Source organism: Grimontia indica (assembly GCF_000333895.2).
Taxonomy (GTDB): domain Bacteria; phylum Pseudomonadota; class Gammaproteobacteria; order Enterobacterales; family Vibrionaceae; genus Enterovibrio; species Enterovibrio indicus.
Genome location: NZ_ANFM02000066.1, coordinates 1 through 11,198 on the forward strand (window position 1 = coordinate 1; position 11,198 = coordinate 11,198).

Consider the following 11,198-nt stretch of genomic DNA (forward strand, 5'->3'; position numbering starts at 1 on the left):
CAAACTGCTGCAAAAATCATCACCAAAGGTCAACAGCCCCTAACGAAAGTAAGCTTCCTCGGCCATCAGCGAGACGCGTGGCCGAACTGATGTACCAAACCTACGTTGGAATGCCGCAACGGCTGACACGGACTCATCGACCACTTCCAATGCCACTATCTGATCAAACTCGTCCACATAGAGCCTGAGATTTCCAATGTATACGGCTCTATCATCAACGCGCACCAGATACTTCATCACTTCCGGTAAGGCCAAGGGCAAGTAAGTAAGTTCATCGACATCCCCCTTTGCGCGTTCAAGTTCCGTTACCTGCATAGTTTGCCTTGGCAACGCGAAATAGAAGGGCTGGCCCCAGTCAGCCAATATGCCAATGCTTTCTCCGTTGTTTCCCACATCGGCAGAAAGCCACAAAAGTACCCTTTCGTTCGCGAAAGGCTTAAAAGTATCAGTCTCTTGCTTAAGATCTTGCGCTATCACGGCAGGGATTATCGATATTTTCCCCACTATCATCACTTGATCATCTTTGATCTGAGAAAAATCCACCGGCGTATCTGATCTAGTGTTATTCGACGCGCAGCCAGAAAGCAGGAACAAGGGAAAAACCAGACATACCAAGCTTCGACGGAGCAAGGTCGCCGCCAGTTCAAGGCATTTGGGTTGAGGAATGTAATGTTCTAAAGCCATGGTTCAACCTTAGTACACGCACACTAAAACGCCGCCTAATTGGTGAGATGAAATTAATTTCTGGTACTTGCGGTCAATTACTCCACTAACGTGGACTTTCTCCATGTTGGTCGCTCAATAACCACGATAAGGTAACGATTATGCTTAACTGGGATTCTGTGATTACCACTGCCAAAAATGGCAACCCTGTTCCACCCCGCCGGGTTGAAAAATCAGAGGTGGAGTGGCAGGCCGAGCTAAGCCAAGAGCAGTTTTATGTGACCCGCAAACATGGCACCGAACGCCCTTTCAGCTCTGAAATGTGCGGCCTGTTTGAACCGGGCATTTACACCTGTGTGTGCTGCGGCGAACGGCTGTTCAACGCGAATGAGAAGTTTGACTCAGGCACAGGCTGGCCTTCTTTCACTGCACCACTCGAAGACAACGTGGTGGCCTACAACATGGATATTTCTCATGGTATGACGCGGGTCGAAGTCACCTGCAATGTGTGTGACGCGCACCTTGGGCATGTGTTCCCAGATGGACCACTTCCAACCCGTTTGCGTTACTGCATCAATGCCGTGGCTCTCGCTAAAGAGAAGTAAGAATATCGGCACAAATAACGAGGCGCCCTCACTTTGGTGGGCGCCCTTTTATTACCAGACAGACTAAGCAGCTTCTGCATAACTTCCCATACACAACCTCATCAAGTTCAAATAATTCCCTACTTTTCATGATGTTTTCGCACTAAAGCCACACTTTGCGAGCTTGAAGGTTCTTATAATGAAACAATTCAATTTGATAACCATTTCCTTGCAGGGAAAGCAATGCACACTTATTAGCACGTGGAGTAGTTGATTCATGACAAGAGGTTCATCGGCATGGTCAGCGATCGTCATATTCATTTTCTTTGTTGCCACCTTTACCGGCACAACGCCATTTAATCTTCATGATGCGAATATCGCCCAGGTGAGCATTGCCTCCGGAATTGGGATGATTGGCTGCCTCTATGGCGGCATTCGCACCCTCGTCGCGTTGATTGCAGCTTCCACATTGGCTTTTGGTCTGGCGATTTACCGCTGGGATCCGAGCGCGCCTCTCGCACCTGCGCTGATCACTGGCGCCATCACGCCCATGGCCTGTTACCTTTCAGCGCAAATCTGGGAAAGGCTGTTCATAGGTAGCGGCGTTCGGTTTGAAACGCTGAAACACTACGTACTGCAAGTGTGTATTCTGCCGGGCTTTCTCGTGGCACTCGTTACTGCATCCGATTCGCTGTACGGTGGTTACACGGGTGACGGCAACTACTTTTACGACCTTTACGAACTCACATCGACCTATGCCCTTGGCATTCTGCTGGTCGCACCTTTCTATCAACTCTGGCGACTCGAAAGGAAGCCTTTGCAGCAATTTACGCGAAACGCTTTGCTGGCAATCATCTCCTATCTGGGGTTAACCGTTCTTGCTTTTGTTGGCAGCGCACCGGGACTGATATTCGTTGCTCCTGTCATCCCCGTTATATTGGCCTTTAAAGGGGAAGAACTGGCGTCGTTAGCTGCCCTTTTTGGTATGGGCATCATCGTCACCACCATTGCCCCCTACAATCTCGGCCCCTTTGATTTGCCTGACAAGGTGGAAGGCCATGCTTCGTTGATGACCTATGTACTAATGAGTGTGATCATGCCGTTAGCTATTGGCCTTCACGTTCGCCGATTGAATGTGGTTTCACGTTCGCGGGATAAATGGCAAACCAAAGCCAATACTGACCAACTGACCGGACTTCCAAACCGCTATGCGTTTTTCCCTGAACTTGCGAAACAGTTTGAAGATGCTGCCCAGAATCAGGGAAAATTGGTGGTCGCCATGATCGATGTTGATCATTTCAAAGTAGTGAATGACACCTATGGGCATGCGGTGGGTGATGTGGTGTTAATGGAAATCGCCTTACTAATGCAAGAAGAAATGCGCGATTCAGATTTGGTTGCGCGGATTGGTGGAGAAGAGTTTGCCATCCTGTTTCCCGGCAGCAATGAAGAGCAGGCACTCAAGGCGCTCGAACGTTTACGTCTGCGCTGCGAAAACCACATTTTCCGCTATCAGGAGTTTGAACTGAGTGTCACCATCAGTATTGGTGCCGCCGTGTATCAGTCATCTGAATCAAAAGATGCCCTTCTGGGTCGCGCAGACGGCCTACTTTACCAAGCCAAGCATGGCGGAAGAAACCGGACTGAGATCGCGTAAGTAGGCATCAACTATCAGCAATGCCGCCGCGGGTCAGAAGATAAGGGTCCAGTAACGCTTCAAGTTTTTCGCGCGACAACTCAGTTTCTTCTTCTGCCACATCAATAATCGGACGGTTCTCCGCATACGCTTTCTTGGCAATCGCAGCCGCTTTGGCATAACCGATCACCGGGTTCAATGCCGTTACCAAAATCGGGTTTCTCGCCAATGCCGCTTCTACCTCATCTTCTCTGACTTTGAAGCTAGAAATCGCTTTAGTAGCAAGCATGGTTAAGCCATTTGAAAGCAGGTTGATGCTCTCTAACAGCTTATCGGCAACCAGCGGTAGCATGACGTTCAGCTCGAAATGCCCCGATTGCCCCGCCAAACCCAACGTTGTGTCATTCCCCATCACCTGTGCAGCCACCATAGCGGTTGACTCAGGAATGACTGGGTTTACTTTCCCCGGCATGATAGACGAACCAGGTTGCAAGCCTTCAAGCTCAATTTCTCCCAGCCCAGCCAAGGGGCCAGAGTTCATCCAGCGTAAGTCATTACTCACTTTCATCAACGCCACTGCCAGATTTCTCAGCTGGCCCGAAAGTGCCATGGTCGCATCCAGACTTCCCATGGCGTTAAAGGGGTGCGGATTGGCTTCAAACCGGATACCGGTAAGAGCAGACACTTCGGTCGCAAACAATGCGGCAAATTGCGGGTGTGCATTCACACCGGTCCCTACAGCTGTGCCTCCCTGAGCCAGTTTCTTCATCCCTTTCAGGCTGAATACAACGCCTTCGTAGCAGCCTTCGAATTGATGTCGCCAAGCTTCCAGTTCTTGTCCAAAGGTGACGGGCATGGCATCCATCAAATGGGTGCGACCTGTTTTGACGATATGCCCAATCTCATCTTCTTTCACGCTGATGGCATCCATCAATACCGAAATAGCCGGCAACAGGCGGCTTTCTACTTCAAGGACAGTGCTGATTTGAATAGCAGTCGGAATGGAATCATTGCTGCTTTGGCTCATGTTTACATGATCATTCGGCGACACCGCCATCCCACATTTAATGGCTGACAGTGTGGCGACTACTTCATTCATATTCATGTTGGAACTGGTACCTGAGCCAGTCTGGTACACGTCGACCGGAAAATGCTTCAGGTGATCACCCGCGATGACTTCATCACAACTCTCGGTTATTGCTTCGGCGATCTGCGGGTCAAGCAACCCCAGACTGCTGTTGATACTGGCAGCACAGTATTTCACCATCGCCAGTGCTTGGATAAATGGCACCGGCATGGTGCGTCCGCTAACGTTGAAATTATCCACTGCACGTTGAGTCTGCGCCTGATAGAGCGCATTCTGTGGCACATCGACTACACCCATACTGTCCCGCTCGGTGCGGGTAGCGTTGTTCTTCATCGCGTTATCCCTGCAGACTGGTTCTCAATACCACCATGACCCCTAACTTCCAGTATGACCCCAATACTGAAATTTACTGTCTCACTGGCGCATGGCACTTTCTTTCTGACATTGGAAAGCCCTGTGAAAGACACATTATTTCGCTTAACATACGCCGTAATCTCGACTCTAACGCAAGGCGTAAAAACATGAATGATGACGATATCCTGACCAGTGAGAATCTGATTGAGATCGTTGAAAACCAATTGGCTGACAACAACCCGAAGAAAGTGAAAGAAACGCTGATGCGTCTTCGCATGACGGGCTCAACGCAAGAGGAAGCGCTGGAGTACATCGCCTGCGCACTGATGGTTGAGATTTATGACGTGGCAAAAGGCGAAGGGGAATTCAATCTCAAGCGCTACGAAGAACACTTGGATATGCTGCCAGAAATGCCTTGGCAGGATGATTTAGAAGATTAAGTCTCCTAGAACGAACAAAAGCGCCCCAGGGCGCTATTTTGTATTCAAGCTCCAAACTTGATGCGATTAAACCTGCTCCATCGGCACTGACATCACGCTAAGATCGTTGAGCCAATAAAGTAGGAAGATGTGGCAAACCACCACCACTGCTGTCAGTAAAGCGCGCATCATGGTGTACCAGAAGGGATAAACCCCTTTGAACATCAGCACGACTTCCAAAATGAACAATATGGCGAACGAAACAATCAGCAGGTAAATGGAGTAAGGCATTGGCATCAGCAATGCACCGACCGCCACCAGTGAAAACACAATCCCTACCGTTAATCCGTTATTTGGCTTGTCTGGCCGTGCACCACTGATGGTCATGCCCCACACCGCACCAGAGAGAAACGCCAGAATCATTGCACTGTAACTGTTAAAGGCGTTCAATAAACTGTGCTGCCATGCATCTGGCCAGAGAGGGAGTAAGACACCGAAAGCAATAAACGGGATAAGTCCCAATGCACCGTATATCAACGCTGTTTTCTTCATAACTAGCTCGCTTTTTTATTCCTTATTTCTCGCTACGCAATCTGAGAAGTAAACCGATCAGTCCTGAAGTAAAGGATGCCCTTCGGGAAGCTGCTTATGGATCCAAAGCACCAGTTTATGCTTCATGTTTGGCCCATCTTCTTTGTCTGACGCGAGAGGCGTTAACACCTTATCTTCGACTAACAACCTGTAAATGCACTCAATTTTTATTTTATTCGACGTCCCCTCATCGAAGGTAGCGAAGCCACGTTTACGGGCGTATTGCTCACCAATCTGGAGCGCTTTTTTGAGCAACTGTGCCTCATGCTTAATTTTTTTCATGGTGTTACTCCGGCTGTTGTTTTCGCCAGCATAGCAGACGATAAGACGGAACAGTGTGACCATTACCGAGAGAAGCTCAAACACAACATGACTTATCAATACCCTAGCCGCAAAATAGTGTCTCTAACTACTCAAGATACAGATGAAATGGACGCTCGCTCTCAACACTACCTAAACGCATTCCTTGATACCCTTTCCCGGGAACAACGTGCCAACTACACCAGCTTTTCAGCAGACTATTTCTGCGCCGACGAATACAACGCCAATGCGTGTGCGGAACTGATTAAGAAAGGTGAAAAGCGCGCAAGTTGTAGTATGGAGCTTTGGTACAGTCAGGAAGGTGAAGAACGTCCACAAGTCGGCCACCTGCATGTTGTGACCGATTGGTATGGCAACCCACACTGCATTATCGAAATCACTGACGTTTCCGATTGCCCGTTTAATGAAGTCACCGCGGAATTTGCTGCTTCAGAAGGTGAAGGAGACAAAAGCTACACGTGGTGGCGGCAAGCCCATTGGAACTTCTTCAGCAAGGAATGCGAAGAACTGGGTATCGAAATGAAAGAGGATATGCTGTTGGTGTTAGAGAGGTTTGAGGTGGTTTACCCGCGCTGAGTAAACCACTTCATTTTCATATCCCAAACGACCTGAAGATAAAGGTATCAGCAGGGTTGGCAGTCGTTAAAGCCTTGAGTTTATTGGTACACCACTTGGTTACGCCCATTCCCCTTCGCTTCATACAGTCGGTCGTCGGCGATTTTGATTTGTTGATCAAGATTCCCCATCACATTTGATACGCCAATACTGATGGTCACCTGAATATTTTCCTGTTGGTGCGGTATTGGCGTTCTCTCAATGCGCTGACGCATTTTTTCCAAACTGGCGACAAAGTCCTCGAATTGACCATCTGCCTGTATGCAAAACTCCTCTCCGCCAAATCGCGCCACCACCTCATTCGGGAAATAGATTTTGAGGATGTTTGCGACCATGACAATCGTGGCATCGCCGACATCATGACCATAGTTATCGTTGACCTTCTTAAAGAAATCGATATCCAACATGGCGATGTTACGTATTCTCTCGTTGCAGCCAGACGCCTCCCCAAACAGAAACCTACGGTTCCACAACCCAGTTAACGCATCCTGATTTGCCATTCGGAATAGGTCTGAATTGGCCTCTTTCATCTCAAGAACCTGATGAACACGGCAGTAGAACTCTTCTTGGTTAAAAGGTTTTTTAAGGAAGTCATTGGCACCCGCTTTTAGAAAGCGGGCAGTGAGAGTGTTGGCATCGCTTCCGGAAATCCCAAGTATCGCCAATTGGTTTTTATCAATCTTTTGGCGGACATCGTGAATCATGGAGATCCCGTCTTTAACTGGCATATCGTGATCAGTCAGTACCAAGGTGATATCCGGGTGTTGTTGAATGAGCTCTAGCGCTTGTTGTCCATTCTCCGCCTGCAACGTTTGAATGTACTGATGCTCTAACAAATGCACCAAGTGATGGCGAACGGTCACCGAATCATCCACGACCAGACATTTATGTCGTTGATTGTTCGTCAGGCGCTGAATCAGCGGCAATAGATAAGAGACTGACACCATGCTGTCTTTCAAAATGTAATCCAGCACCCCTTTCGCCAGCATTTTCTCTCGGATGTCATCCTGAAACATAGCCGTAAGAACAATGACTCTCTCATTCTTCTCCAGCAAAAGGTCAATAATTTCACCGTCTTGCGCATCTGGTAAACAATAATCCAATACGGCGCACAATAGGTCTGGTTCTGATTTTAAGATCGTTTCTGCGGCGTCGTAACTTTCAGCCAAAAGAACCTCATAACCTGAATGAGTTAAGATTTGATTCAAATAATTTCTAAAAGCGCGACTGTCCTCTACGACCAGTATTTTTCTGCTCAAGGTCGTACCCTTATTCCCCCACAAGTAACATTTTTAACAATAGCCAACAATTCATACAGGGTTATTAAAATTTTCGACTATGACAATGCAATTCGCGCTTCCACATTCATACACTATTCAACTAGACATCACCGTTGCTCTTTAGCTCTCTATCGGCCTCATGATTTAATGCCGTTTAAAAATCACATAAAAACAATGAGAAAGGGATGATTTACTGTTTAGAAAGCCGCCAGAAAACCAACATAACCACTGCTTTTCAGGGAGGTAAACACAGTGATTTTTATGGTGTAAAAAATGTTATTTTAGCGATCTTACATATGAGAGATTCTGTACGCATTTATTACAGAAAATGGAATATAACTTTGGAACGATATCCATGAGAAAATAAAAGGCGACAACAGCTTACTGGATTAATCATTGTGGAAAACAGAAAAATCGCGAACACTGTATAAAAAAGAAGCGAAAAAAGGTTAAGTCATGACTTTGGTTCTTACCGTGATTATTTTTCTGGCGTGCATCGTTTTGCTGGCGATTGGGGTGGTATTTTCCCGTAAGCCAATCAAGAGTAGTTGCTGCGCGTCTTCTGAGCTTGATAAAGACAAACCTTCCTGCGCCGTCACCCCGCCTGATACTAAGGAGTAAGGACAACAAAAAGGCGAACCATCTGGCTCGCCTTTCTTCTAAGCTTGTGCCCGTTTACTCGTGTTCAGCTGTGATCTTGATAACTTCTACTACCACAGCGCTGGCAGCTTTCAGTGACTTCACCGGCAGGTATTCATAGATCGAATGAAAGTTATGCGCGCCAGTGAAAATGTTCGGGCATGGCAGTCCCTTCTGGGAAAGCACTGCACCGTCATAACCGCCACGCATCGGAATAGCTTTCATCTCGATATCGTTGCGCGCGTAAGCCAGCTTGGCAATATCAATCGGGAAGCCAGCATCACCTTCCAGGCTGTTTGCCACGTTCTCATAGCGATCTGCCAGCGTGATAGAAACACTTCCCTCACCCCATAAAGAACCACAGCTTTCAGCAAGGTTTTTCAGGAAGTTCATGCGGGTTTGATAACCATCTTTGGTAAAGTTACTCACCTCTTTTTGTATTAGTCTTTAACCTTATTATTGGTTTGCCATTTCTTAGGCGATATGCCTACCCACCTTTTAAATGCACGGGTAAATGAAGAGTCACTTTCATAGCCAAGCGTCTTTGCAAGCTCGCACACCCTTACACTGCCATCCAGTAACATTTCTTTAGAGTATGTAATTAGGCATTGTTCTACTAACTCTTTATATATAAATCCTTCCCTTCTTATTGCTTGATTAAATGCCTTTTCGGTCATGCTAAACTTTCTTGACATTTCACCTATAGACACATTTTTAGATATATTTCTTCTTATCTCACTTTTTACACTACTTATAAAGTTCTCTTCTATTTTCGTTTCCCAATGATACAAAACTCTTACTATACTAGTATTGTTGTTATTTTTACTATAGTCACGTCGATTTCCCAGCCAGGCTCCCGGGAACCTAACACCATTAAAACCGCTAGAGAATTGAATATTTTCGGTCGTTAAGCTCCTATTTAATCTTGGTTTTTTCTGTTTCAAATTCACACCGAAAATGGAGTCGCCGAATACTTCAAATAGAGAAACATAATTATACAATTGTTGGCATAGATATTGAGAAAGGTTATTATATTTATCAATTTCAAAATTAACATTTCTTATATTCAATTTAGCAATCCCGCTGTCAACAGATAGACTTATTTCTAGACCTCTAGCATGCATATGAACATATTTTGACAAATAATACATAGCCTCAGATAATGTTAATGATGTATTAAAAATGATATCCAAGGGTGCAATGAAGTTACAACCATTCATCTTTGAAAGTTTAATCCCAAATAAATCATCATGACATATAAAAGAAGCATATTCGACTAATCTAGCAAACGTTTCATAAGGGATTTTTTTATTTTCATCGGATAGATCCACATCTACAATTCCAAATTTTCTTAGAATATAATCGGCATCTACACCAAATGAAGAACAAAGCTCATGATATTTTTTTAGCTCAATAATGCTTACCATAAGGATCCTATCTTTTAATTTTTATAAAGTTATTTTCATGGTTAACTAATTAGTATTAAATAATTTTTTATATAAACTTGCAAGCCCTATCAGAGTTCTGATAGGGCCTCTTCATTTAATCAAAGTAGATGATAAGTTGTGGTGCTGACCAGCGATTACTTTCTGAAGAATACACTTCATAACTACCTATATCGTAATCGAAATCTAAAACAAGTGACACTCTTGGAAGTTCATATTTACCATTACTATTTTTCACTCGATTTAGTGCTTCTTTGAACTGTTCAGTGACATTGAGTCGCGCATCAGGATAAAAACTCCAACCTATTGGAACGCTTCCTTTAGGCGATTGCTCACCCCATGCATTATCTGTCATAGCAGGCGTCGATTTATTGGCACTAAAGAGATAATGACTGGCATAATCACTTACATCAACTTTATGGTAAGCGTAGTCATCCACTTTAATTCTCCTAAGTCGAAGGTTAACTTCTTTTGGCTCTCGGAAACCATAGCGCGAAATATATTCATTTAAATTAAATGAAATGAACGGCCAAGTTTCTGAACGTGCGCAAAAACCGCATTGCTCTCGATCTACTTTAAGATGTGTTTTACCGGGCGAAGAAACCTTTTTTGGGTCAAAGGCAAAGTATTTCATATCCTCATCAGCTACAATAGAATATTCATGATCATCACGTATCTCATGAATAGTGTTATATTCACCTTCAACATCACAGTAACCTTGTATTTTTATTCCATTATTTCTTCCTAGGTTTAGTTGTAAACCAAGCTTATCATTGTCATGTGTGACGTTTCCTAGCTGTCTCGTCTTGATAAGCCTATCTATATCTTCACTTTGGTCAAAGGATTCTTGGTTAGAATGACTGTTAAACTCTACAGGATATTCTTTCATTACTAGATAATATGGAAACCTGTCACCACTCTCATCTTTTTCATCTATTAGATGAATACTAGAATTAAGGTTATGATCTTTTATTGTACTGCCATGGTTTTTGGCCGTCACGACTAAAGAGACATTGTCAACCAATGCAGTATCACCGACTGCAGTAATTTTAGGAACTCCTGTTCCATTTCCAAGTCTGTTATATAAATGCATCAAAGGTACATCATCAGAAACAACAGTATAGAGCTTCATGTCTCTGCCATTAGTTGTCACATTCACATAGTTATATTCGCTATTATCTCCATCGATATCATTAAAATTTGTAAAGTTTACTGTGGCATCAGGCCCTGCTAGGTATTTTACCTTTATTCGACCTGTAACAGCGACATCCCCTTCACTCTGGCCGTGCCAACCATTAAAATTTAAACCCGACTTGCTGTTTGATGCAAAAATGACATTTGATGGTTTAAATGATGTTGTAACCTTAAAGCCCTTTTTATCCGATATCTCTTCATATTTCTTATAAGTATGAACGGTCGGCGTAGTCAGTAGTGTAAATAAACCCATTGGTTCATCATAAAGTGGATAAGAACGGCTGGATGAAGCATTTGAATCCAGATCGTTGTTCCAAACGGTTGAACGACTACCCGGTAGTTTCAATTTAACTGTTATACCCTGGTCTTG

12 protein-coding genes and 1 pseudogene are annotated in these 11,198 nt (G+C 44.7%); 5 read left to right on the top strand and 8 right to left on the bottom strand.

Going from position 1 to position 11,198, the window contains the following annotated elements; translation table 11 throughout:
* Window positions 1-39 precede the first annotated feature (39 nt).
* Complete coding sequence (locus D515_RS23760) at window positions 40-684, bottom strand: hypothetical protein (RefSeq protein WP_239644013.1); 645 nt, start codon at window positions 682-684, stop codon at window positions 40-42.
* 140 nt (window positions 685-824) lie between these two features.
* Here D515_RS23760 and msrB point away from each other — a divergent pair, with 140 nt between their 5' ends.
* Both msrB and D515_RS23770 read left to right on the top strand, forming a co-directional pair.
* The gene (gene msrB, locus D515_RS23765) at window positions 825-1,268 is read left to right on the top strand and encodes a peptide-methionine (R)-S-oxide reductase MsrB (RefSeq protein WP_002542438.1); all 444 of its coding nucleotides are present in this window, start codon (window positions 825-827) and stop codon (window positions 1,266-1,268) included.
* 256 nt (window positions 1,269-1,524) lie between these two features.
* On the top strand, window positions 1,525-2,904 hold the full coding sequence (locus D515_RS23770; RefSeq protein ID WP_002542439.1) for a sensor domain-containing diguanylate cyclase: 1,380 nt from the start codon (window positions 1,525-1,527) through the stop codon (window positions 2,902-2,904).
* A gap of 7 nt (window positions 2,905-2,911) precedes the next feature.
* Here D515_RS23770 and D515_RS23775 read toward each other — a convergent pair whose 3' ends face one another.
* Window positions 2,912-4,303, bottom strand: coding sequence for a class II fumarate hydratase (locus D515_RS23775; RefSeq protein WP_002542440.1), 1,392 nt, complete (start codon window positions 4,301-4,303; stop codon window positions 2,912-2,914).
* Window positions 4,304-4,491: 188 nt separating this feature from the next.
* Here D515_RS23775 and D515_RS23780 point away from each other — a divergent pair, with 188 nt between their 5' ends.
* Window positions 4,492-4,764 (top strand): hypothetical protein, encoded by a 273-nt coding sequence (locus D515_RS23780; RefSeq protein ID WP_002542441.1) that lies wholly within the window; start codon window positions 4,492-4,494, stop codon window positions 4,762-4,764.
* Window positions 4,765-4,830: 66 nt separating this feature from the next.
* Here the strand turns inward: D515_RS23780 and D515_RS23785 are convergent, their stop codons facing one another.
* On the bottom strand, window positions 4,831-5,295 hold the full coding sequence (locus D515_RS23785; protein WP_002542442.1) for a DUF3429 domain-containing protein: 465 nt from the start codon (window positions 5,293-5,295) through the stop codon (window positions 4,831-4,833).
* A gap of 57 nt (window positions 5,296-5,352) precedes the next feature.
* Window positions 5,353-5,616, bottom strand: a complete 264-nt coding sequence (locus D515_RS23790; RefSeq protein WP_039850626.1) for a DUF5062 family protein — start codon at window positions 5,614-5,616, stop codon at window positions 5,353-5,355.
* A 147-nt stretch (window positions 5,617-5,763) separates the two neighbouring features.
* On the opposite strand from D515_RS23790, the gene D515_RS23795 reads away from it, so the two are divergent.
* Window positions 5,764-6,231, top strand: a complete 468-nt coding sequence (locus D515_RS23795) for an ASCH domain-containing protein (protein ID WP_039850627.1) — start codon at window positions 5,764-5,766, stop codon at window positions 6,229-6,231.
* An 80-nt stretch (window positions 6,232-6,311) separates the two neighbouring features.
* Here the strand turns inward: D515_RS23795 and D515_RS23800 are convergent, their stop codons facing one another.
* Window positions 6,312-7,529 (bottom strand): diguanylate cyclase, encoded by a 1,218-nt coding sequence (locus D515_RS23800; RefSeq protein ID WP_039850628.1) that lies wholly within the window; start codon window positions 7,527-7,529, stop codon window positions 6,312-6,314.
* 477 nt (window positions 7,530-8,006) lie between these two features.
* Here D515_RS23800 and D515_RS26040 point away from each other — a divergent pair, with 477 nt between their 5' ends.
* Window positions 8,007-8,171: a hypothetical protein gene (locus D515_RS26040; RefSeq protein ID WP_002542447.1), complete on the top strand. Its 165-nt coding sequence runs from the start codon at window positions 8,007-8,009 to the stop codon at window positions 8,169-8,171.
* A gap of 54 nt (window positions 8,172-8,225) precedes the next feature.
* Here the strand turns inward: D515_RS26040 and D515_RS23805 are convergent.
* The 3 genes and pseudogenes from D515_RS23805 to D515_RS23815 form a co-directional block, all read right to left on the bottom strand.
* Window positions 8,226-8,612 (bottom strand): annotated as a pseudogene (locus tag D515_RS23805) (peptidase T); the annotation flags it as partial.
* Window positions 8,613-8,629: 17 nt separating this feature from the next.
* Window positions 8,630-9,616 carry an AraC family transcriptional regulator gene (locus tag D515_RS26295; RefSeq protein WP_002542449.1) on the bottom strand — a complete coding sequence of 329 codons (987 nt, stop codon included), beginning with the start codon at window positions 9,614-9,616 and terminating at the stop codon, window positions 8,630-8,632.
* A gap of 115 nt (window positions 9,617-9,731) precedes the next feature.
* On the bottom strand, window positions 9,732-11,198 hold a 1,467-nt coding region (locus D515_RS23815), incomplete at its 5' end, for a hypothetical protein (RefSeq protein ID WP_039850629.1).

What these genes read in the sequence shown, in the direction of transcription:
- D515_RS23760 (WP_239644013.1), bottom strand. Translation starts at nt 684, where the DNA reads ATGGCTTTAGAACATTACATTCCTCAACCCAAATGCCTTGAACTGGCG.
- msrB (WP_002542438.1), top strand. Translation starts at nt 825, where the DNA reads ATGCTTAACTGGGATTCTGTGATTACCACTGCCAAAAATGGCAACCCT.
- D515_RS23770 (WP_002542439.1), top strand. Translation starts at nt 1,525, where the DNA reads ATGACAAGAGGTTCATCGGCATGGTCAGCGATCGTCATATTCATTTTC.
- D515_RS23775 (WP_002542440.1), bottom strand. Translation starts at nt 4,303, where the DNA reads ATGAAGAACAACGCTACCCGCACCGAGCGGGACAGTATGGGTGTAGTC.
- D515_RS23780 (WP_002542441.1), top strand. Translation starts at nt 4,492, where the DNA reads ATGAATGATGACGATATCCTGACCAGTGAGAATCTGATTGAGATCGTT.
- D515_RS23785 (WP_002542442.1), bottom strand. Translation starts at nt 5,295, where the DNA reads ATGAAGAAAACAGCGTTGATATACGGTGCATTGGGACTTATCCCGTTT.
- D515_RS23790 (WP_039850626.1), bottom strand. Translation starts at nt 5,616, where the DNA reads ATGAAAAAAATTAAGCATGAGGCACAGTTGCTCAAAAAAGCGCTCCAG.
- D515_RS23795 (WP_039850627.1), top strand. Translation starts at nt 5,764, where the DNA reads ATGGACGCTCGCTCTCAACACTACCTAAACGCATTCCTTGATACCCTT.
- D515_RS26040 (WP_002542447.1), top strand. Translation starts at nt 8,007, where the DNA reads ATGACTTTGGTTCTTACCGTGATTATTTTTCTGGCGTGCATCGTTTTG.
- D515_RS26295 (WP_002542449.1), bottom strand. Translation starts at nt 9,616, where the DNA reads ATGGTAAGCATTATTGAGCTAAAAAAATATCATGAGCTTTGTTCTTCA.